The sequence below is a fragment of the Streptomyces sp. FXJ1.172 genome (genome assembly GCF_001636945.3).
GTDB lineage: Bacteria > Actinomycetota > Actinomycetes > Streptomycetales > Streptomycetaceae > Streptomyces.
Genome location: NZ_CP119133.2, coordinates 4770525 through 4791001, shown reverse-complemented (window position 1 = coordinate 4791001; position 20477 = coordinate 4770525). Strand labels below are relative to the sequence as shown.

The 20477-nt window shown below is 71.4% G+C and carries 19 protein-coding genes; 9 read left to right on the top strand and 10 right to left on the bottom strand.

What is annotated here, in order from left to right; genetic code table 11:
- Positions 1–122: 122 nt before the first annotated feature.
- Positions 123–896: a hypothetical protein gene (locus A6P39_RS21295; protein WP_275883887.1), complete on the top strand. Its 774-nt coding sequence runs from the start codon at positions 123–125 to the stop codon at positions 894–896.
- Positions 897–904: 8 nt separating this feature from the next.
- On the opposite strand, the gene A6P39_RS21290 is transcribed toward A6P39_RS21295, so the two are convergent.
- The 3 genes from A6P39_RS21290 to A6P39_RS21280 all read right to left on the bottom strand — a co-directional run bounded on the left by A6P39_RS21290 (position 905) and on the right by A6P39_RS21280 (position 3324).
- Complete coding sequence (locus A6P39_RS21290) at positions 905–1888, bottom strand: DUF1648 domain-containing protein (protein ID WP_067057014.1); 984 nt, start codon at positions 1886–1888, stop codon at positions 905–907.
- The gene (locus A6P39_RS21285) at positions 1885–2235 is read right to left on the bottom strand and encodes a GntR family transcriptional regulator (RefSeq protein WP_067057017.1); all 351 of its coding nucleotides are present in this window, start codon (positions 2233–2235) and stop codon (positions 1885–1887) included. Before A6P39_RS21285 ends, A6P39_RS21290 begins: the two co-directional genes overlap by 4 nt.
- 177 nt (positions 2236–2412) lie before the next feature.
- Positions 2413–3324, bottom strand: coding sequence for a D-alanyl-D-alanine carboxypeptidase family protein (locus tag A6P39_RS21280; protein ID WP_067057020.1), 912 nt, complete (start codon positions 3322–3324; stop codon positions 2413–2415).
- Between the two features lie 258 nt (positions 3325–3582).
- On the opposite strand from A6P39_RS21280, the gene A6P39_RS21275 reads away from it, so the two are divergent.
- Entirely contained in the window at positions 3583–4221 is a 639-nt protein-coding gene (locus A6P39_RS21275; protein ID WP_107304557.1) for a GntR family transcriptional regulator, read from the top strand.
- Positions 4218–5528, top strand: a complete 1311-nt coding sequence (locus A6P39_RS21270) for an MFS transporter (protein ID WP_067057026.1) — start codon at positions 4218–4220, stop codon at positions 5526–5528. The genes A6P39_RS21275 and A6P39_RS21270 overlap by 4 nt, the downstream gene beginning before the upstream one ends.
- A gap of 314 nt (positions 5529–5842) precedes the next feature.
- On the opposite strand, the gene A6P39_RS21265 is transcribed toward A6P39_RS21270, so the two are convergent.
- Positions 5843–6667, bottom strand: coding sequence for a maleylpyruvate isomerase family mycothiol-dependent enzyme (locus A6P39_RS21265; protein WP_067057029.1), 825 nt, complete (start codon positions 6665–6667; stop codon positions 5843–5845).
- Positions 6668–6849: 182 nt separating this feature from the next.
- Between A6P39_RS21265 and A6P39_RS21260 the strand changes: the two genes are divergently transcribed.
- Positions 6850–7650, top strand: coding sequence for a carbon-nitrogen family hydrolase (locus tag A6P39_RS21260; protein WP_067057032.1), 801 nt, complete (start codon positions 6850–6852; stop codon positions 7648–7650).
- A 32-nt stretch (positions 7651–7682) separates the two neighbouring features.
- Here the strand turns inward: A6P39_RS21260 and A6P39_RS21255 are convergent, their stop codons facing one another.
- Both A6P39_RS21255 and A6P39_RS21250 read right to left on the bottom strand, forming a co-directional pair.
- The gene (locus tag A6P39_RS21255; RefSeq protein WP_067057035.1) at positions 7683–8177 is read right to left on the bottom strand and encodes an LURP-one-related/scramblase family protein; all 495 of its coding nucleotides are present in this window, start codon (positions 8175–8177) and stop codon (positions 7683–7685) included.
- A gap of 31 nt (positions 8178–8208) precedes the next feature.
- Entirely contained in the window at positions 8209–9177 is a 969-nt protein-coding gene (locus tag A6P39_RS21250; protein WP_067057039.1) for a helix-turn-helix domain-containing protein, read from the bottom strand.
- Positions 9178–9229: 52 nt separating this feature from the next.
- On the opposite strand from A6P39_RS21250, the gene A6P39_RS21245 reads away from it, so the two are divergent.
- Together A6P39_RS21245 and A6P39_RS21240 are read left to right on the top strand one after the other, a co-directional pair.
- A complete protein-coding gene (locus A6P39_RS21245; protein ID WP_067057042.1) occupies positions 9230–9616 on the top strand; it encodes a cupin domain-containing protein in 387 nt (128 codons plus the stop codon).
- 133 nt (positions 9617–9749) lie between these two features.
- Positions 9750–11573 (top strand): NHL domain-containing thioredoxin family protein, encoded by a 1824-nt coding sequence (locus A6P39_RS21240; RefSeq protein WP_067057045.1) that lies wholly within the window; start codon positions 9750–9752, stop codon positions 11571–11573.
- A gap of 19 nt (positions 11574–11592) precedes the next feature.
- Here A6P39_RS21240 and A6P39_RS21235 read toward each other — a convergent pair whose 3' ends face one another.
- From A6P39_RS21235 to A6P39_RS21225, 3 genes are all read right to left on the bottom strand, one after another.
- Positions 11593–11844 (bottom strand): DUF6458 family protein, encoded by a 252-nt coding sequence (locus A6P39_RS21235; RefSeq protein ID WP_067057048.1) that lies wholly within the window; start codon positions 11842–11844, stop codon positions 11593–11595.
- 86 nt (positions 11845–11930) lie between these two features.
- Complete coding sequence (locus tag A6P39_RS21230; RefSeq protein ID WP_067057051.1) at positions 11931–13229, bottom strand: M18 family aminopeptidase; 1299 nt, start codon at positions 13227–13229, stop codon at positions 11931–11933.
- A gap of 73 nt (positions 13230–13302) precedes the next feature.
- Positions 13303–15129 carry an acyl-CoA dehydrogenase gene (locus A6P39_RS21225; RefSeq protein ID WP_067057055.1) on the bottom strand — a complete coding sequence of 609 codons (1827 nt, stop codon included), beginning with the start codon at positions 15127–15129 and terminating at the stop codon, positions 13303–13305.
- Between the two features lie 236 nt (positions 15130–15365).
- Between A6P39_RS21225 and A6P39_RS21220 the strand changes: the two genes are divergently transcribed.
- The 3 genes from A6P39_RS21220 (at position 15366) to A6P39_RS21210 (ending at position 18194) form a co-directional block, all read left to right on the top strand.
- Positions 15366–15830: an SseB family protein gene (locus tag A6P39_RS21220; protein ID WP_067057057.1), complete on the top strand. Its 465-nt coding sequence runs from the start codon at positions 15366–15368 to the stop codon at positions 15828–15830.
- Positions 15831–15952: 122 nt separating this feature from the next.
- Positions 15953–16930, top strand: a complete 978-nt coding sequence (locus A6P39_RS21215) for a pirin family protein (protein WP_067057059.1) — start codon at positions 15953–15955, stop codon at positions 16928–16930.
- A gap of 163 nt (positions 16931–17093) precedes the next feature.
- Positions 17094–18194 (top strand): AI-2E family transporter, encoded by a 1101-nt coding sequence (locus A6P39_RS21210; protein WP_067057062.1) that lies wholly within the window; start codon positions 17094–17096, stop codon positions 18192–18194.
- Here the strand turns inward: A6P39_RS21210 and A6P39_RS21205 are convergent.
- A complete protein-coding gene (locus tag A6P39_RS21205; protein ID WP_067057065.1) occupies positions 18110–20287 on the bottom strand; it encodes a SpoIIE family protein phosphatase in 2178 nt (725 codons plus the stop codon). The two genes, A6P39_RS21210 and A6P39_RS21205, sit on opposite strands and share 85 nt — an antisense overlap.
- Between the last annotated feature and the right edge of the window lie 190 nt (positions 20288–20477).

Sequence of the window (20477 nt, the reverse complement as noted above, 5' to 3'; positions counted from 1 at the left end):
CCGGCAGGCGCTGCTGCCAGGCGTTTCGCGCCGGGCCCTGACGTTGCCTCAGGGGCCGCTCAGGGTGGTGTGGGGGGTGTCACGGATGGTGGTGGAGCGGTCGCCGGCGGGACGCTGGTGCCATGAAGAAGTCGACTGCCGCCCGTCCCGGTTCCTCTTCCGTCCGCCGTGTCGCCGCCGTCGCGGGCGCCGCCGTCCTCGCCGGTACGGCGGCGGTGTGCGCGCCGGCTGCCGCGTACGCCGCGCCCCGTGCCGCCGCCGCTTCCGTGACCGGCTTCAGCGACTGCCCATCCCTTCCCGACGGCGTCGACCCGGCGCGATGGAGATGCGAAGTACACAGTGTGGCCCCGCGGTTGACGATGGGCAAGATGACCGTGGCCCTCGCCCCGATCACCATGACGCACGCCGAAGGTCCCATGCCGGACGGCAGCGACGGGCAGGTGTGGGGCGCGATGCACAGCTCTTCGACCGCCATACCGGGAGGGCTGACCGGAACCCCCGCGGGCGATCGTGCCGCCGTCCTGGGGCTGGCGATACAGCCGGAGTACGGGGGCCGGTCCGACTTCTACACCGGGCGGTTCAGCCTCCGCTTCCGGCTCCTGAGCCCGCTGCTGGCGCACGGCTGCACCATCGGTGCGAGCACACCCGTGGACTTCCAGCTGAAGCGCTCCGGCCCCTCCACATGGGTGTCCCAGGACCCGCCGGTGATCAAGTTCTCCGCCTACGACGACGCCTTCACCGCCCCTGGCGCCGAACACTGCGGCCCGCTCACCGCTCCCCTCAACCGCCGCCTCGGCCTGCCGGCGGCCGAGGGGAACGTGATGACCTACGACGCCACGTACACCTTCAAGACCTACGACCGGCTACCGGCGAAGGAGGGCAGGCTGTCCCGCTGACTGCGTTCTCAGCCCCGTCGGCGCAGGGCGTTCAGCAGGGCCGCGCCGCGCTCGGCGTCGTCCAGGCTGACCGCGAAGTCGCTGCGGCGGCCGAGGGGGCGTATGACCAGGCAGTCGCCGGCGCGGAGCATGACCGTCGTACCGAGGCCGCTGAGGCGATAGCCCCAGCCGCCGACCTGGGAGGGCAGCCGGTGCTCGGCGCGGGCGGACTCGATGGCGGCCGTCGGCCAGCGGCGGGCGGGCCAGCCGAGCGGGCCGAACGCCACCTCCAGACCCGCCTCCGACACCTTGGCCCGCACCGAGGAGAAGACGGCGCCGGCGAGTGCGACAACGCCGCAGACCGTGCACAGCGGCCACACCACACCGGGGCCGGCCAGGCCGACGGCGAGGACCACGAGCGCGCCGGCGGCGATCAGGGCGCCGGCCGCCGCCAGCAGTTGCAGCCAGGGGTTGGCCGCGTGGGAGAACCACACCAGTCGCTCGCCCTCGGGCAGGTCCAGTTCGGGGGGTGCGGCGGTGGGCGCGGTGGCGGTGGAGCGGATGCTCAGCCGCCAGGCGACGGCCCCCGCGACCGCCGCCAGGGCCAGGATCAGCACGATGCCCCAGGCAGGCTGGCGGGCCTGGTGCCAGTCCGCGTGGTCGAGGTTCGCCCGGACGATGCTGGCCTGTGCACCGACGAGGACCACGCCCGTGGGGGCCAGCGCGATGGCGCGCCAGGGGAGGGGGCCCGTCCAGGACCGGCGCCAGCGCACGGACAGCACGATGGAGATCAGCAGCCACATCCCGGCCGGGAACAGGGCGGCGGCCCACAGCGGCATCGAGCCGTCGGGGGCAGCACCGCTGCTCCAGTGCGTGGCCAGCCGGTCCGGAAGCCTGCCCTGCGCGGCCCAGGGCAGGCCCGCGAGCAGTGCGGCGACGGCCGCGACGCAGCCTGCGGTCCCCCAGCGCGCGGCATGCCTCCGGCCGCCTTCGAGGTCGTCCCCGTCCTTCATGTCGTCATCCCCCGGATCATGTCGATGAGGTCGGTGCGGCTGTAGCCCAGACGGGATGCCTCCGCGAGCAGCTCCCGCACCCTGATCTGCAGTCCGGAGCGCCCGGCGGCCCCCTCGGCGACGGTGATCCCGCGGCCCCGGCGGAACTCCAGCAGGCCCTCGTCCCGCAGTTCGCGCAGGCCGCGCAGCACGGTGTTGACGTTGATGTCCAGGGCTTCGGAGAGATCGCGGGCGGAGGGCAGCCGGTCGCCGGCGCGGCACTCGCCCTCGGCGACGGCACGCCGGATCGCCGCCGCGACCTGCTCGTGCAGGGGGCGGGTGTCGGTCTTGTCCAGACGTAGCAGCATGGTGCTAATGACACTAGCACCATTAACTTCATCTCGGGTCATCCGGGCTCCCGGGCCGGCGCCCTGCCCTCGTCCGGGCAGCAGAACGGGCCCGCCGCTGTGTGCGACGGGCCCGTGGTGTCCGGGTCCCGTGGTGCCTGGGTCCCGTGGTGCCCGGGTCAGGCGGCCGGCTGGATGTCAGCCGAGGCGGGCGAAGCCGTAGTTGAGGAGCTTCGTGGCGTCCGTCGAGCGCTGCGCGTACGTGGTGGAGGCCAGGACCGTGCCGATGACGGTCTTGCCGTTGCGAGTGGCGGCGAAGACGAGGCAGGCGCCGGCCTCGGGGCCGGAGCCGGTCTTCACGCCGATGGCGCCCCTGTAGCTGGAGAGCAGCGTGTTGGTGTTGGTCCACGTCTGCATGGTGCGGATGCTGCCCGTCCGGGTGACCGTCCTGGCCGTGTAGGCCTGGGTCTTGACGATCGCGCGGAACGTGGCGTTCTTCATCGCGCTGCTGGCGATCTTCGTCAGGTCGCGCGGCGTCGAGTAGTTGTTGCCGTTGCCGATGCCGTCGAACGAGTCGAAGTGCGTGTTCTTCAGTCCCAGGCCGGAGGCGGCGGCGTTCATCTTGCCGATGAAGTTCTTCACGCGCGCGTCACGGGTGGAGCCGGAGCCGTAGGTGTCGGCGAGCGCGTAGGCGGCGTCGCAGCCGGACGGCAGCATCAGGCCGTACAGCAGCTGGCGGACGGTGACCTGGTCGCCGACGATCAGGTGCGCCTGGGAGGCGTTGTTCTTGACGACGTAGTCGCTGTACGCCTTCTGGATCGTCACCTTCTTGTCGAGGTTGAGGTTCGACTGGGCGAGCACGACCTTGGCCGTCATGATCTTGGTGGTGGAGCCCGTGGACCGCTTGGTGTCCGCAGTCTTGTTGTAGAGCGAGGAGCCGTTCGCGTTGTTCATCACGTAGCCGCCCTTGGCCACGATCGAGGGCGCCGTGACGGCCTGAGCGGGCACCGCGGTGAGGGCGCCGGTGGCGAGCAGCGCGCCGGAGGTGACGGCGACGGCGGCGGCTCTGCGGATACGGGTCCTGCGGGTGCCGTGAATGCCGGTAATCAAAGTGAAGTACCCCGATTGTATTGAATGCCCCTGGAGTGCGGCCGAGTTGAGGTGGCAGGAGCAGCGGGCCGCACGTGTGAGACACGTAAGTAGCACAGAAGGTTGTGCGGCTGCTGCCGGGGATTTCGGCCATGTCCGCATGATGGACGTCGGCGGCACATGGGTACGTATTGTATCTATCCTGTGGGCATGATGACGGCCGTCCAGAAGTCCACCCCTCCGACGAATCAGCAGGCCGTTCAGCCGGCGAACCAGTCGATGAAGCAGCCGCCCGCCGCCGACCGTGTCTACACGCATGTCAAACAGGGCGTGCTCGACCGCCGGTACGAGGGCGGGACGCTGCTCACCGAGGGCGAGCTGGCCGAGGCCGTCGGCGTGTCGCGCACGCCCGTGCGCGAAGCGCTGCTGCGGCTGGAGGCCGAGGGCCTGATCCGGCTCTACCCGAAGAAGGGTGCCCTGGTCCTGCCCGTCTCCGCGCAGGAGATCGCCGACGTCGTGGAGACCCGCCAGCTGGTCGAGGAGCACGCCGCGCGCAAGGCCGTACCCGCCCCGCCCGGACTGCTCGAGCGGCTGTCCGAGCTGCTGGAGCAGCAGAAGGCGCAGGCCGCCGCCGGGGATCTGGCCGCGGCCGCGGTGACCGACCGCTGCTTCCACGCCGAGATCGTGCGCAGCGGTGGCAACGAGATCCTGTCCCGGCTCTACGACCAACTGCGTGACCGCCAGCTGCGGATGGGTGTCGCCGTCATGCACTCGCACCCGGACCGGATCGCCAAGACCCTCGCCGAGCACGAGGAGATCCTCGACGCGCTGCGCGCCGGGGACGCGGAGGCGGCCGTCGAGGTCGTGCACCGGCACGTGACCTGGTTCGAGCACCTCGCCCGGGGTGAGGTGCGATGAGTGTCGCGGCCAGCAAGGTCACCCTTCCGGGTGACCCGCCGGGCGGCCGGCGCGCCGTCGCCGTGTGGTCCATAGGCGTCGCCGTCTACTTCGTCGCCGTCATCTTCCGTACCTCACTCGGTGTGGCGGGGCTGGACGCGGCGGACCGCTTCCACGTCAACGCCTCCGCGCTGTCCACGTTCTCGATCCTCCAGCTGCTGGTCTACGCCGGCATGCAGATACCCGTCGGCCTGCTGGTCGACCGGCTCGGCACGAAGAAGGTGCTGAGCATCGGCGCCGTGCTGTTCACGGCCGGGCAGCTCGGCTTCGCCTTCTCGCCGTCGTACGGCACCGCCCTCGCCTCCCGCGCGCTGCTGGGCTGTGGTGACGCCATGACCTTCATCAGCGTGCTGCGGCTCGGCACCCGCTGGTTCCCCGTCCGGCGCGGGCCGATGGTGGCGCAGCTCGCGGGGCTGGCCGGCATGGCGGGCAATCTGGTCTCCACCCTGGTCATCGCCCGGCTGCTGCACAGCATCGGCTGGACCCCGGCGTTCGCGGGCAGCGCGCTCGCCGGTGCCGTCGTCCTGGTGCTGACCCTGCTGTTCCTGAAGGACCACCCCGAGGGGTACGAGCCGGAGCCGTCACCGCACCAGGGCGCGGCCTATGTCCGCCGGCAGATCGCGGCGGCCTGGCGGGAGCCGGGGACGCGGCTGGGGTTGTGGGTGCACTTCACCACCCAGTTCCCGGCGATGGTGTTCCTGCTGCTGTGGGGCATGCCGTTCCTGGTCCAGGCGCAGGGGCTCAGCCGGGCCACGGCCGGTGAGCTGCTCACCCTGGTGGTGCTGTCCAACATGATGATCGGACTCGTCTACGGCCAGATCGTCGCCCGGCACCATGCGGCGCGGCTGCCGCTCGCGCTCGGGACGGTGGGGGCGACGGCGCTGCTGTGGGCGGTGACGCTGGTGTATCCGGGGGCGCACGCGCCGATGTGGCTGCTGGTGGTGCTGTGCACGGTGCTCGGAGCGTGCGGGCCGGCCTCGATGCTCGGCTTCGACTTCGCCCGGCCGGCCAACCCGCCCGAGCGACAGGGGACGGCGTCGGGGATCACCAACATGGGTGGCTTCGTCGCCTCGATGACGACACTGCTCGCTGTCGGGGTGCTGCTGGACGCCACCGGTGACGACTACTCCGTGGCGTTCTCGGCGGTGTTCGTGCTGCAGGCGCTCGGGGTGTCGCAGATCCTGCGGCTTCGTGGACGTGCTGCCCGGCGTGAACGCGAACGGCTGGTCGCCAGCCGGGTGGAGACGGTGCACGTGCCTGCGGCCTAGCCCCGCCCTCCTGCGGCCTAGCCCCGCCCTCCTGCGGCCTAGCCCCGCCCTCCCACCCGCGCCCCCCGGTCTCCCCTCTTCGGTCTCCGGTCGCCCGGGAGGCCGGACCACCTGCCCGGGCGCCCGCCGCCCGCGGCTTCCCGCCCGGGCATCCGCCCCGCCGTCACCCCGAGGTACGGCGCCCGCCCCGCGTCACCGCCGGGCAAGCCGTCGGCTCTCCGTCCGTCAGGCAGGGCGGCGTCCTCGGTCTGCCGGGCAGGCCGTCGGCTCCGGTCCCGGTGCGAGGTGTTCCGTCGCCGTCAGGCGTCCGGCCGCTACGGCGTCACCGTGAAGTTGCGCAGGATCGCTGCCGTCAGGTCCGGGTCGCCCTCGGTCTTCAGACGGTCGGCCACCGCCTCGGGGGCCACGCGGCCGCACGCCAGGCGGACGTAGGTCTCCCAGTCGAGGGTGAGGGTGGCGGCGGGGCCGAGGGCCGGGGCCGTCTCCAGGGAGCCCCGGCCCTGGATGTCGACGCGGATCGTGCGCAGGAACTCCACCGGACCGTGCACGTCGAAGACGATCGCCGAGCTGCGCGGCGCGTCCGCGTCCTTGGCGACCACCTTGGGCAGCGCCGCCAGCAGGACGTCCCGGACGACGTACGCACCGGGCGAGTCGAGGTTGCCGGGACGGCCCAGGGCCGTGCGCAGGTCCTGCTCGTGCACCCACACGTCGAACGCCCGGGTGCGATAGGCCTGTTCCAGGGTGATCTCCGTGCCCAGCGGGCCGCGCACCATGGTGTCCGGGTCACGGGACTCGTTGCGCAGCTGCCGGCTGCGACGGATGACCGTGTACTCCAGCTCGGCCGTCATCTCCGGCGCCGTGTGGTGGCGGCGGCTGTCGACCTGCATCTCCATGTACCGCTGGTGCTCGGTCTTGACGTGGAAGAGGTCGCGGGGCAGGGAGTGGATGGGGCGCGGGTCGCCGAGCATCTCGCAGTCCATGCCGATGACGTGCGACACGATGTCCCGGACCGACCAGCCGGGGCAGGGGGTCCGCCGGTTCCACTCGCCCTCGACAAGCGGCTGCACCATCTCGGATATCGCTTCGATGGAGTGCGTCCAGGCGTCGGCGTAGGGCTGGAGGGTGGGATGCAGACTCACGGAACGGGACCCCTCGGCGGTCGGTACACGGGCAGGTTGTGGCGGCGTTGCCAGCGGGCGGTGGCGGCACGGCGGCGGGTGTCTGAGTGGCTAAGTTACGCTGCCTTCAGGCACCCCGGCAGTGCTTTCGTGTGACGATCGTAGGCCTGTGTGGACGACTCGAATGCCAGGACGGTGGTAGTGTGCGCGCCTCGCTGATCCAGATCGCCGTGAACGAGGACGAATCGGTCGACTCCCGGCGGCAGCGGGTGGCCGCGCTGGTCCGTGAACAGGCGGGCGCCGATCTCGTCGTCCTGCCCGAACTGTGGACCACCGGCGCCTTCGCCTACGAGGAGTTCGGCCGCGAGGCCGAGCCGCTCGAAGGGCCGACGTACGAGACGATGGCCAAGGCCGCGAGCGACGCGGGCGTGTGGCTGCACGCGGGCTCCATCCCGGAACGGGACCCGGACGGGCCCCTCTACAACACCTCCCTCCTCTTCTCCCCCTCCGGCGAGCCGGCCGCCGTCTACCGCAAGATCCACCGCTTCGGCTTCGACCAGGGCGAGGCCGTGCTCATGGGCGCGGGGCAGGAGCTGGTGACGGTCCGGCTGCCCGAGACCACGCTGGGCGTGGCCACCTGCTACGACCTCCGTTTCCCCGAACTCTTCCGCGGGCTCGTCGACGCCGGCGCCGAGACTCTCGTCCTCCCGGCGGGCTGGCCCGAGCGGCGACGCGCGCACTGGACGCTGCTGGCTCAGGCAAGGGCGGTGGAGAACCAGGCGTTCGTGCTTGCCTGTGGAACGGCCGGGACCCATGCGGGAGTTCCACAGGCGGGTCACTCGATCGTGGTGGATCCGTGGGGTGAGGTGCTCGCCGAGGCGGGCCCGGACGAGGAGATCCTCACAGTCGACTTCGACCCGGCGAAGGTGGCGGCCACCCGCGAGCAGTTCCCGGCCCTGAAGGACCGGGTGCTCGGCCTGCAACAGCCCCGCCACCGGGGCTGACCCCGCCCCGTCAGGCCACCGCCAGGACCGGGCTAGCCCTCCTCGCGCTCCTTCTCGGCCAGGTGGATCACGCACACCGCCACCGCGATCAGCAGCGCCGGGTCCGCGTCCTCCCGTACGACGTCGACGCCGTAGGTCTCCCGCAGGTGCAGCCAGCGCCGGGAGATCACGGCGAGGAGTTCGCCGTCGTACTCGACGGCGAACTCGCGGTCCAGGATCTTTCCGCTGACGTCCAGCTCGGTGCCGTCCGCCAGGCCGACCCGGTAGTGGTTGCGCAGCAGGGACAGCCGCTTGCGCCGGATCCTGGCCAGGCCCTCGCCGTCCCGCTCGATCACCATCGTGTCGCGCAGGGCGAACATCTTCTGGTGGATGTCGATCAGGACGCGTCCGTGGGCGTCCTTCAGCTCGAAGGTGTCCCGCAGCCGCATCGCCTTGCCGTCGACGAGGAACACCTTGCGGCCGTGCTCGTCCTCGATCCAGTAGTCCTCACCGATACCGAGGAGCCGGTCGCGTACGTGGAATCTCATGCGGGTACGGTTCCCCGCCGCACGCCGGCCGTCACCGGCCCGCCGGACCGAAACGCCTGCGGTAGGCCGACGGGCTCAGCCCCGTCTCCCGGCGCAGCCGGTCCCGCAGGTTCGCCGCCGTACCCAGGCCGCAGCCGGCCGCGACGACGTCCAGGCGCTCCTCGCCCCGCTCGATCATCCGGCAGGCCAGCGCCACGCGCTCCCCGGTGAGCCAGGCCAGCGGGGTCGTGCCCAACTGGGCCCGGAAGCGGCGGTGCAGCGTGGCGGGGCTGACGGCCGCGCGGGCGGCGAGGTCCGCCACCGTCAGCGGCTCGCCCAGCCGCTCCTGCGCCCAGGCCAGCAGCGGGCCGAGCGACGCGTCGGGCACGTGCGGCACGGGACGTTCCACGAACTGCCGCTGGCCGCCGTCCCGGTGGGCGGCGAAGACGAGACGCCGGGAGACGTGGTTGGCGATCTCCGCGCCGTGGTCCCGGCGCACGATGTGCAGGCCCAGGTCGAGCGCCGAGGCGCTGCCGGAGGCGGTGAGGATGTCGCCGTCGTCCACGAAGAGCACGTCCGGCTCCAGCCGGGCCTCGGGAAAGCGGCTGCGGAAGGCCCGTTCCCACATCCAGTGGCAGGCCACCCGGCGCCCGTCCAGCAGCCCGGCCTCCGCGATCGTGAACGCGCCGGAGCAGAACCCGACGAGCCGGGCGCCACGCGCGTGTGCCCGGCGTACGACGTCCAGAACGCGCTGTGTGCGCGGGACCTCGGTGTCGGGCCGGTTCGGCACGATCAGCGTGTCGGCGTCCTCGGCGGCCTCCAGCCCGGCGACCCCGGTGAGCGTGAAGAAGCCGTCCCGCATCCGGGTCAGCGGCTCGGCCGCGCACAGCCGGAAGTCGTAGAGGTCCCGGCCCAGTTCGGGCCGCGGCAGCCCGAAGATCTCGATGGCGCAGCTCATCTCGAAGGGGTTGGAGTTCTCGTCGACCACCAGCACGACACGGTGAGAGGATCCTTGCGGCATATGCGATTCCTAGCACTCGCACGAGAGTCCCGGCCACCCGCACGATGAGCCCATGGAACCGATCTCCCTCGAAGCCGCCCTCGCCTCCTTCACCGAGCGGTGGAGTCCCCGCATCGTCACCACTGTCAACGACTACGACGTGCGCGTGGCCAAGGTGGAGGGCGAGCATCTCTGGCACGCCCACGACCACACCGACGAGTTCTTCCTGGTCCTCGACGGCGAACTGCATATCGGCCTGCGCGAGCCGGGCGGAGAGCGCACCGTCGTCCTGCCCAGGGGCTCGGTCTTCACCGTCCCGCGCGGGATCGAGCACAAGCCGTACGCGCGCGTGCCCACCGAGATCCTCGTCCTCGAACCCAGCGGCACCCTGTCGGTCGGCGACCGGCACGAGGAGGTGCCCGACCACGTGGATGCGACCAGCGGCCACACGCTGTCCTGACCGGACCTCGCGCTGTCCTGACGGGACCTCGCAATCCGCCCCGGTCCCGCCGGGCAACGGCACCGTGACCGTGGGTGCGGAGTTTTCCACAGGCGCTTCCTGGGGTGTCGGAGCCGGGTGGCACCCTTGAGCCATGACCGACTCCGCACCCCGACGCGTCCGTGTCCGTGCCCCCGAGCTGACCGGCAAGGGCGGATGGATCAACACGGGTGACAAGGAGCTCGGTCTCGCCGAGCTTCGAGGACGCATCGTAATTGTTGATTTTTGGACATTTTGTTGCGTGAACTGCCTGCATGTCCTGGACGAGCTGCGCGAGTTGGAGGAGAGACACCGAGACACGGTGGTGGTCATCGGCGTGCACTCTCCGAAGTTCGTGCACGAGGCGGAGCACCAGGCGGTCGTGGACGCGGTCGAGCGGTACGGCGTGGAGCACCCGGTGCTGGACGACCCGGAGCTGGCCACCTGGAAGCAGTACGCGGTGCGCGCGTGGCCGACGCTGGTCGTCATCGACCCCGAGGGGTACGTCGTCGCCCAGCACGCGGGCGAGGGCCATGCGCACGCCATCGAGCGGCTGGTGGCGGAGCTGGAGGCCGAGCACGAGGCGAAGGGCACCCTGCGCCGCGGCGACGGCCCCTACGTGCCGCCGGAGCCGGAGCCGACGACCTTGCGCTTCCCGGGCAAGGTCCTGCTTCTTCCGTCCGGGAACTTCCTGGTCAGCGACACCACCCGGCACCAGCTGGTGGAGCTGGCCGAGGACGCGGAGACCGTCGTACGGCGCATCGGCTCCGGTGAGCGCGGCTTCACCGACGGCGGCCCCGAGGCGGCGTCCTTCAACGAACCCCAGGGCCTCGCCCTCCTCGACGACGGCTCGGTGGTCGTGGCCGACACCGTCAACCACGCCCTGCGCCGGCTGGATCCCGGCACGGGCGCGGTGACCACCCTGGCCGGCACCGGCAGGCAGTGGCGGCAGGGGTCGCCGGCCTTCGGCCCGGCCCGCGAGGTGGACCTGTCCTCCCCGTGGGACGTGGCGGTTTTCGGCGGCAAGGTGTGGATCGCCATGGCCGGCGTGCACCAGCTGTGGACGTACGACCCCGCGGCGGGCACGGTCGCCGTGGCGGCGGGCACCACCAACGAGGGCCTGGTGGACGGCCCCGGCGCCGAGGCCTGGTTCGCCCAGCCCTCCGGTCTCGCGGCCACCGCCGAGCGGCTGTGGCTGGCCGACTCCGAGACCTCCGCCCTGCGCTGGGTCGACCTGGACGGTCACGTCCACACGGCGGTCGGCACCGGCCTGTTCGACTTCGGCCACCGGGACGGCCCTGCCGGACAGGCGCTGTTGCAGCACCCCCTGGGCGTCACCGCCCTGCCGGACGGCTCGGTCGCGGTCGCCGACACCTACAACCACGCCCTGCGCCGCTACGACCCGGCGACGGACGAGGTCACGACGCTGGCCACCGATCTGCGCGAGCCGAGCGACGCCGTTCTCGTCGGCGAGGACATCGTGGTCGTGGAGTCGGCCCGGCACCGGCTGACCCGGCTGCGGCTGCCCGAGGAGGCGGTGCGGGTGGAGTCGGTCGCCCACCGTACCCAGCGCGCGGCGACCGAGGTGGCCCCCGGCCGCCTCCGCCTGGACGTGATCTTCCAGGCCCCGGCGGGCCAGAAGCTGGACACCAGATACGGCCCCTCCACCCGCCTTCTGGTCTCCTCGACCCCGCCCGAGCTGCTGCTCAAGGGCGAGGGCGCGGACGCGGACCTGAGCCGCGAACTGGAGTTGAACCCGGCCATCACCGAGGGCGTCCTGCACGTCTCCGCAATGGCTGCGAGCTGCGACGACGATCCTGCCAACGAGTACCCCGCCTGCCACGTCCACCAGCAGGACTGGGGCGTCCCGGTCCGCCTCACCGAGGGCGGGGCGGACCGGCTGCCCCTGGTGCTGGCGGGGATGGACGACGAGGAGTAGCCCTCGGGCGTGGTGGCGCTCAGACGCCGTAGCCGTCGCTGTAGCCGTCGACGCGGTGGTGGTGAGTTTTCTCCTCCTCCACCACCGGCGTCGGCGGGACGACGACCCGGCGGCGGCGCGCGATGCCGCTGAAAGTCGTCACGCCGATCAGGCCCACGGCCATCAATATCAGCCCGACTACAGGGATGTTGACGCCTTGCATGTGCCAGTCGGTCGCGAACGTCAGGATGGCGCCCACGGCGATGAGGATGATGCATCCGCCGAGTCCCATGAGAATTCGCCTCCCCTTGCGGTTCCGGAATCTCCGGTCCCGTCCGGGTACCCGGCGCGGTCCGGGCTAGTGCTCGACGACAGGATCTAGCCCTCCAGGAACGCCACCAGCGCGTTCGCCAGCAGGAACGGGTCGTCGGCGCCGCACAGTTCGCGGGCGCTGTGCATCGAGAGGATCGCGACGCCGATGTCCACCGTGCGGATGCCGTGGCGGGCCGCGGTGATCGGGCCGATCGTGGTGCCGCACGGCATGGAGTTGTTGGAGACGAAGGTCTGGAAGGGGACGTTCGCCTTCTCGCAGGCCGCGGCGAACACCGCGCGGCCCGAACCGTCCGTGGCGTAGCGGTTGTTGACGTTGACCTTGAGGATCGGGCCGCCGTTGACCCGGGGGTGGTGGGTGGGGTCGTGGCGCTCGGCGTAGTTGGGGTGGACGGCGTGGCCGGTGTCGGAGGAGAGGCACACCGTGCCGGCGAAGGCGCGGGCCCGGTCCTCCCATGAGCCGCCGCGGGCGAACACCGAGCGCTCCAGGACCGATCCGAGCAGCGGGCCGTCGGCGCCGGTGTCCGACTGGGAGCCGTTCTCCTCGTGGTCGAAGGCGGCCAGCACGGGGATGTGGGTGAGCGGGGCGCCGGAGGTCGCGACGGCTGCCAGGGCCGCCGTGCCCGCGTGCACCGAGAGCAGGTTGTCCATGCGCGGCCCGGCGACCAGCTCCCGGTCCCGGCCGAGGTAGGCGGGTGGCTCCACCGGGTGCACCATCAGGTCCCAGCCCGCCACCGAGGCGGCCGTGAGGCCGGCCTCCTGCTCCAGGAAGGCGATGAGGTCGCCCTCGCGCACGTCGCCGCCGAGGCCCCACACCGGCTGGAGGTGGCGCTGCTTGTCGAGCTTGAGGCCTTCGGTGCTGACCGAACGGTCCAGGTGGATCGCCAGCTGGGGGACGCGCAGCAGCGGGCGGTCCACGTTCACGAGGACCGAGGAGCCGTCGCGCAGGGTCAGCCGGCCGGCCAGCCCGAGGTCCCGGTCCAGCCAGGAGTTCATCAGCGGGCCGCCGTAGATCTCGACGGCGACCTGGCGCCAGCCGTGCGCGCCGCTGTCCGGCTGCGGCTTGATCCGCAGGTTCGGGGAGTCGGTGTGCGCGCCGATGATGTGGAACGGGGTGTGCGGCTCGGCGCCCTCGGGGACGTACCAGGCGACGAGCGCGCCACCGCGCAGTACGTACCGGCCGCCGGTCGCACCGTCCCAGGCGTCCGTCTCCGCGACCTGCCGGAAGCCCGCCTTCTCCAGTCGTTCCGCGGCGCCGGCCACCGCGTGGTACGGCGACGGTCCGGCCGCCAGGAAGGACATCAGGTCGTCGGTGTGGCCGCGGTCGAAGCGGGCTGGTGCGCTCATGGGATTCACCTTAACGACGTGCACGGGCTCGCTCCCTGTGCGGGAGCGAGCCCGTGGGACCGAAATCGACGGACTAGAACGCGGCCTCGTCCAGCTCCATCAGGTCCAGCTCGACGTTCCCGGCGACCTTGCGGGCCAGGGTGACGCCCGGCAGGACGTTCGCCGCGAAGAACTTCGCCGCGGCGATCTTGCCGGTGTAGAAGGCCTTGTCCTTCGCCGAGGCGGTGGCCAGCTTCTCGGCGGCGATCGCGGCGCCCTTGAGCAGCAGGTAGCCGACGACGACGTCACCGGAGGCCAGCAGCAGGCGGGTGGTGTTCAGGCCCACCTTGTAGATGTTCTTGGTGTCCTGCTCGGTGGCGGCGAGGTCGGTCAGCATCACGCCGACGATCGCCTCCAGCTCCACGGCCGCCTTGGCCAGGTGCTCACGGGCGCCGGCCAGTTCCTCGCCGCCGGTGCCGAGCGCCAGGAACTTCTTGATGTCCTCGGCGAGGCCGTTCAGCGCGGCGCCCTGGTTGCGGACGATCTTCCGGAAGAAGAAGTCCTGGCCCTGGATCGCCGTGGTGCCCTCGTACAGGGTGTCGATCTTGGAGTCCCGGATGTACTGCTCGATCGGGTACTCCTGCAGGAAGCCGGAGCCGCCGAAGGTCTGCAGCGACTGGGCGAGCTGCTCGTAGCCCTTCTCGGAGCCGTAGCCCTTGACGATGGGCAGGAGCAGGTCGTTCAGCGCGTGCTCGGCGGAGGCGTCCTCGCCGTTCGCCTCCTTGACCTGGATCGCGTCCTGGATCGAGGCGGTGTACAGCACCAGGGCGCGCATGCCCTCCGCGTACGCCTTCTGCGTCATCAGCGAGCGGCGCACGTCCGGGTGGTGGGTGATGGTGACCTTGGGCGCGGCCTTGTCCATGAAGTTCGCGAGGTCCGGACCCTGGACGCGCTCCTTGGCGTACTCCAGCGCGTTCAGGTAGCCCGTGGACAGGGTGGAGATCGCCTTCGTGCCGACCATCATGCGGGCGAACTCGATGATGCGGAACATCTGGCGGATGCCCTCGTGCTTGTCACCGATGAGCCAGCCCTTGGCGGGGTGCTGGTCGCCGAAGGTCATCTCGCACGTGTTGGAGGCCTTCAGGCCCATCTTGTGCTCGACGTTGGTGGCGTAGACGCCGTTGCGCTCGCCCAGCTCGCCGGTCTCGAAGTCGAAGTTGTACTTCGGCACGAGGAAGAGGGACAGGCCCTTGGTGCCGGGGCCGGCGCCCTCGGGGCGCGCGAGCACGTAGTGGAGGATGTTCTCCGACATGTCGTGCTCACCGGAGGTGATGAAGCGCTTCACGCCCTCGATGTGCCAGGAGCCGTCCTCCTGCTGGACCGCCTTGGTGCGGCCGGCGCCGACGTCCGAGCCCGCGTCGGGCTCGGTGAGCACCATGGTGGAGCCCCACTGCTTCTCGGTGGCGATCTTGGCGATGTGCTTCTGGACCTCGTTGCCCTCCTCGAAGAGGATGCCGGCGAACGCCGGGCCCGAGGAGTACATCCACACGGCCGGGTTGGCGCCCAGGATCAGCTCGGCGTAGGCCCAGATCAGGGAGCGGGGCGAGGTGGTGCCGCCGATCTCCTCGGGCAGGCCGAGCCGCCAGTACTCGGAGTCCATGAAGGCCTGGTAGCTCTTCTTGAAGGACGCCGGGACGGGTGCGGTGTTGGTCTCGGGGTCGAAGACCGGGGGGTTGCGGTCGGCGTCGGCGAAGGACTCGGCCAGCTCGTTCTCCGAGAGGCGGGTCATCTCCTCGAGGATGCTCTTGGCGGTCTCGACGTCCATCTCCTCGAACGGGCCGGTGCCGTACACCTTGTCGCGCCCCAGTACTTCGAAGAGGTTGAACTCGATGTCGCGGAGATTCGACTTGTAGTGCCCCATGGCGACGGCTCCGTAGAGGGATCGGCGAGGCACTGACTCCTCGCAGCTAAGTTCACGTACCAACAAGTAGCTACGATGATGCTACCCGTCGGTAATAAGACGCAACCCCTATCGGTTCAAGTGTGAGCAGGGTCTACTCCACCCCGCCCGCCAGCAGTGCCGTCCACATTGTCTATCGATCGCTACATAATTCTTGGGGCGCCACCGTGCCGCTCCCGCTCGGTACGCTTGCGCCCATGTACGGCTACGACCAGAACGCCGGTGCTCAGCAGCAGTACGCCGCACCCCAGCAGCCGATGGCCGGCGGCTACGGGCAGCAGCCGCCGCTGTATCCCGAGCCGTCCCCGCCCTCCCTCGCGGATGCGGTGCGCGCCTTCACCACCGGGCAGATGTCCGCCGAGGACTTCCAGCAGATCTTCGCCACGTCGAAGGTGTACTGCCCGCGTGGCGACACCCCCGGCTTCCTCGCCCTGCACAACACCCAGCAGCCGGTGATCCCCATGTTCACCTCGCTGAAGGAGCTGCGCCGGTACGCGGGCAAGGAGTCCAAGTACTTCGTGATCACCGGCGCCGAGGTCATCGACCTGCTGCCGACCGGCTACGGCTTCGTCCTGGACATGGAGGGCGAGCACCGGATGGTGTTCGACGCGAAGGCGGTCGAGCAGATGGTGGAGTTCGCGATGCGGCGCATGTACGGCTGACCCGCACATCCGATCGCGCACCCGGTCGTGAGCCCGGAGGGAATTCCCTCCGGGCTCTCTCTGTTGGGAGTGGCGGAAAGTTCAACGCTCAACTAAAGTGGGCGCACAAGGAGGTACCGACCATGCCTGCAGTAACCGTCGAGAACCCGTTGACGCTGCCCCGCGTGACCGCACCCGCAGACGCCGTCGCGCGTCCGGTGCTGACCGTCACCACCGCTCCGAGCGGTTTCGAGGGCGAGGGCTTCCCGGTGCGCCGGGCATTCGCCGGCATCAACTACCGCCACCTCGACCCGTTCATCATGATGGACCAGATGGGCGAGGTGGAGTACGCGCCGGGCGAGCCCAAGGGCACGCCCTGGCACCCGCACCGCGGCTTCGAGACGGTGACGTACATCATCGACGGCGTCTTCGACCACCAGGACAGCAACGGCGGTGGCGGCACCATCACCAACGGTGACACCCAGTGGATGACCGCGGGCTCGGGCCTGCTGCACATCGAGGCGCCGCCGGAGTCCCTCGTCGTGTCCGGCGGGCTCTTCCACGGCCTGCAGCTGTGGGTGAACCTCCCCGCCAAGGACAAGATGATGGCCCCGCGCTACCAGGACATCCGCGGCGGCAACGTCCAGCTGCTCACCTCCCCCGACGGCGGCGCGCTGCTGCGGGTGATCGCGGGTGAGCTGGACGGGTACCAGGGTCCCGGCATCACGCACACGCCGATCACGATGATCCATGCGACCCTCGCCCCGGGCGCGGAGATCACCCTGCCCTGGCGCGAGGACTTCAACGGCCTGGCCTACGTCCTCGCCGGCCGCGGCAGCGTCGGTGCGGAGCGCCGGCCGGTCCGCCTCGGCCAGACGGCCGTCTTCGGCGCCGGGTCCTCGCTGACCGTCCGCGCGGATGAGCGGCAGGACAGCCACACCCCGGACCTGGAGGTCGTCCTGCTCGGCGGACAGCCGATCCGTGAGCCGATGGCCCATTACGGTCCGTTCGTCATGAACACCCGCGCGGAGCTGCAGCAGGCCTTCGAGGACTTCCAGAAGGGCCGGCTGGGGACCGTCCCGGCGGTGCACGGGATGACCGCCGAGGGCCCGCAGGGCTGACGTACCCGCACGGCCCGCCGCACCCGGTCCGCTCCGGCGGGCCGGGTGCGGCGCTTTCCCGCCCGCCCGGCCGGGTTTCTGCAGGTCTTGCGGCGTGGGCACGGATCACCCGGCCGGCCGAGCGCGGCAGGACACCCGTCGGCGTCCATGATCGGCTGGACGCGTGCAGCTGCTCCCCGATGCCGTTCGACGCCTCGCCGCCTGGTGCGTGGTGCTGCTGCTCGTCGCGGGGGTGGGGTGGGTGGGGGTGCGGTTGTGCGGGGAGTTCCGTACGGCCGTCACCCCGGTGCTGCTCGCGCTGCTCGGTACCGCGCTGCTCGGGCCGTTGAACCGGCAGCTGGTGCGGGCCGGGGTGCAGGCGTCGGTGGCGGCCGGGCTCACCTGTGCCGCGGTCGTGGCCGTCGTCGGCGGCGCCGTGTACATCGTCGTGGCCGCGCTCATCGACACCGGGGACCAGATCATCGCCTCGCTGCGGAACGCCGCCAAGGGGGTCGCGGCGCACTTCGGGGCCGCCGGGACCGGGCTCGACGACCTCGCGGCCAACTCACGGCAGCTGCTGAGCAGGTTCGGCGGTACGGCCGCGTCCAACGTCATCAGCGGGGTCAGCGTCGTCGGCGAGAGCATCGCCATGGCCGTGCTCGCGCTGCTGCTCGTCTTCTTCTTCCTGCGCGACTCCCACCGGGCCGTCGAGACCCTGCGGACCGTGGCGCCCGGGGGCGCCGCCGACACCCTGGAGGCCGTCGCCCGCCGGGCCTTCGAGGCGGTGGAGGGGTTCATGCGCGGGACGACCCTCATCGCGCTCATCGACGCCCTGTGCATCACCATCGGCCTGCTGATCCTGCGGGTGCCCGGCGCGATCGGGCTCGGCGCGCTCGTCTTCGTCGGCGCCTACATCCCCTACCTCGGCGCCTTCATCTCCGGTGCCGTCGCCGTCCTGGTCGCCCTCGCCGACCGCGGCTTCGTCATCGCGCTGTGGTCGCTCGGGGTCGTGCTCGCCGTGCAGGTGCTGGAGGGGCATGTGCTCCAGCCCGTCATCCAGAGCCGGACCGTGCAGATGCACCCGGCGGTCGTCATGCTCGCCATCACCGCCGGGGCGTCCGTCGCGGGGATCCTCGGGATGCTGCTCGCCGTACCGCTGACCGCGGCCGCCTTCGGGGTCGTACAGGAGCTGCGGACGTGTTACGCGGCGGCTTCCCCGTCCTCCCCGGCCTCCCCGTCCGCGCCGGCGTCCCCGGCCCCTTCGGACACGCCCTCCGACTCGTAGAGTTCGAACCAGATGCTCTTGCCCTCGCCCCGCGGGTCCACGCCCCAGGCGTCCGCGAGCAGCTCGATCAGCATCAGACCGCGCCCGGAGGAGGCCAGCTCGCCGGGCCGGCGCCGGTGTGGCAGGTCGTCGCCCGTGTCGGTGACCTGCACCCGGAGCCGTCGCGTGACCGGCTCGCCGGTCACCTCGGCCAGCAGCAGGGCGTCGGCGTCGGTGTGGACGAGGACGTTGGTGACCATCTCCGAGACCAGCAGCACCGCCGAGTCGACCTGCTCGGGAGAGGCCCAGTCGTGCAGCAGCTCGCTCAGGTGCCGGCGGGCGTCGGCGATCCGGTCCGGCTCGTCCTGCGCCACCGACAGCAGGGTGCGCCGGATCGCGGGCCGTGCGGTGCCCTCGTGCGGCCGGCTCAGCAGCATCAGCGCGATGTCGTCCTCGCGGCGGTCGGCCAGCGGGCCGGTGGTGTGGTGCGAGGACGGCCCGTGCACACCCTGCACCAGCGCGTCCGCCAGCGACTCGACATCGACCCCGTCATCCCCGCGGTGGGCCTCGAGGATCCCGCGCAGCCGCCGCCAGCCGCTGTCCAGGTCGTGCCCGCCGGTCTCGATCAGCCCGTCGGTGCACAGCATCATCGTCTCGCCGGGTTCGAGGGTGAACCGGGTCGTCGGATAGTCCGCGTCGGGGTCGATGCCCAGCGGCAGTCCGCCCGCCGTCGGGCGCATCATCACCGTGCCGTCGGCCATCCGGATCGCCGGGTCCGGGTGTCCGGCCCGGGCGATCTCCAGCTTTCCGGTCGCCGGGCAGGCCTCCGCGTACACGCAGGTCGCGAAGCGCGGACCGGCCGTCTCGTCGTCATGGGCGTCGTGCGTGACGCCGTGCAGGAAGCGGGAGGCGCGGGAGAGCACGGCGTCGGGGCGGTGGCCCTCGGAGGCGTAGGCGCGCAGGGCGATGCGCAGCTGGCCCATGAGGCCCGCGGCCCGTACGTCATGGCCCTGGACGTCCCCGACGACCAGCGCGAAGCGGCCGGAGGGCAGCGGGATCAGGTCGTACCAGTCGCCGCCGACCTGGAGTCCGCCGCCGGTCGGAATGTACCGGGCGGACACCTGCATCCCCGGGATCCGTGGCCCCAGCGAGGGCAGCATGGAGCGCTGCAGGCCGTCCGTCAGCTCCCGCTCGGTCTCGGCGGCACCGGCCCGGGACAGCGCCTGGGCGAGCATCCTCGCGACGGTCGTCAGGACCGCGCGCTCGTCGGGTGTGAACGCCACCGGATGGGTGAAGGCCGCCATCCAGGCGCCCATCGTGCGCCCGGCCACGATCAGCGGCAGGAACGCCCAGGACTGACGGCCGAAGGGCTGGGCGAGCGGCCAGGTGACGGGGTAGCGCTCCTTGTACTCCGCCGGTGAGGAGAGGTAGACGGCGCGTCCGGTGCGGGAGACCTCGGCCGCCGGGTAGTCCGTGTCCAGCGGCATGTTCGAGAAGGGGTTCATGTCGCCGGGCTCGTGCCCGTGCTGGCCGATGATCGTCAGCCGGTCGCCCTCCACCCTGAAGACCACGAGCCCGTCCGGCGAGAACCCCGGCATCGACAGGGCGCCCGCCACCCGCAGCACCTCCGCGGTCGACCGCGCCTCCGCCAGCGCCCGGCCCGCGTCCAGCAGGAACGCCTCCCGCGAGCGGCGCCAGTCGCCGGTGACGGCGCTGCGCCCGGCCGGCGTGCCCGGGGCCGGTTCGGTGACCTCCTGCAGGGTGCCGATCAGCCGGTACGCCCGCCGCTCGGGGTCGTAGGACGGCTTGGACCGGCTGCGTACGACCCGCAGGATGTTCCCGTGCTCGTCCATGATCCGGATGCGTACCTCGGCGAGTGTGCCCTCGGCGACCGCCAGCTGGACCACCCCGGTGATCTCGTTCCAGTCGACCGGGTGCAGCCGGGCCCGGGTCTGGGCCTCGGTGAGGGTCACCGGCTGTGCGGGCAGCCCGAGCAGCCGCGCCGCCTCCGCATCGACGGTGACCAGTTTGGTGGCCGTGTCCCAGTGCCACAGCCCCGTCGCGAGGGCGGCGAGGACGTCCCCGACGGGCGGGAGAGGCTCGCCTGTGCGCATTGCCCCACTTTAGGAAGATGCGTCCGAAGGGTGCCACCGTAGAAAGCAGAGGATCCCGCCCGCCCGTCCGTACGGAGGATCCTCCAGAAAAGGGCGCGGAAAAGGGTGGGGAGCCGAGCTTGGGGTGCCCGGTACCCTTGATGGGTCCGGGCCCCGTGCCCGTTCCCGCCGGCCGGCAGGCCCGGCGGGA

Coding starts and splice junctions, on each gene's coding strand:
- A6P39_RS21220 (WP_067057057.1), top strand. CDS start 15,366: ATGTACGGCTACGACCAGAACGCCGGTGCTCAGCAGCAGTACGCCGCA.
- A6P39_RS21295 (WP_275883887.1), top strand. CDS start 123: ATGAAGAAGTCGACTGCCGCCCGTCCCGGTTCCTCTTCCGTCCGCCGT.
- A6P39_RS21240 (WP_067057045.1), top strand. CDS start 9,750: ATGACCGACTCCGCACCCCGACGCGTCCGTGTCCGTGCCCCCGAGCTG.
- A6P39_RS21230 (WP_067057051.1), bottom strand. CDS start 13,229: ATGAGCGCACCAGCCCGCTTCGACCGCGGCCACACCGACGACCTGATG.
- A6P39_RS21215 (WP_067057059.1), top strand. CDS start 15,953: ATGCCTGCAGTAACCGTCGAGAACCCGTTGACGCTGCCCCGCGTGACC.
- A6P39_RS21255 (WP_067057035.1), bottom strand. CDS start 8,177: ATGAGATTCCACGTACGCGACCGGCTCCTCGGTATCGGTGAGGACTAC.
- A6P39_RS21285 (WP_067057017.1), bottom strand. CDS start 2,235: ATGCTGCTACGTCTGGACAAGACCGACACCCGCCCCCTGCACGAGCAG.
- A6P39_RS21225 (WP_067057055.1), bottom strand. CDS start 15,129: ATGGGGCACTACAAGTCGAATCTCCGCGACATCGAGTTCAACCTCTTC.
- A6P39_RS21245 (WP_067057042.1), top strand. CDS start 9,230: ATGGAACCGATCTCCCTCGAAGCCGCCCTCGCCTCCTTCACCGAGCGG.
- A6P39_RS21250 (WP_067057039.1), bottom strand. CDS start 9,177: ATGCCGCAAGGATCCTCTCACCGTGTCGTGCTGGTGGTCGACGAGAAC.
- A6P39_RS21235 (WP_067057048.1), bottom strand. CDS start 11,844: ATGGGACTCGGCGGATGCATCATCCTCATCGCCGTGGGCGCCATCCTG.
- A6P39_RS21290 (WP_067057014.1), bottom strand. CDS start 1,888: ATGAAGGACGGGGACGACCTCGAAGGCGGCCGGAGGCATGCCGCGCGC.
- A6P39_RS21270 (WP_067057026.1), top strand. CDS start 4,218: ATGAGTGTCGCGGCCAGCAAGGTCACCCTTCCGGGTGACCCGCCGGGC.
- A6P39_RS21275 (WP_107304557.1), top strand. CDS start 3,583: ATGAAGCAGCCGCCCGCCGCCGACCGTGTCTACACGCATGTCAAACAG.
- A6P39_RS21205 (WP_067057065.1), bottom strand. CDS start 20,287: ATGCGCACAGGCGAGCCTCTCCCGCCCGTCGGGGACGTCCTCGCCGCC.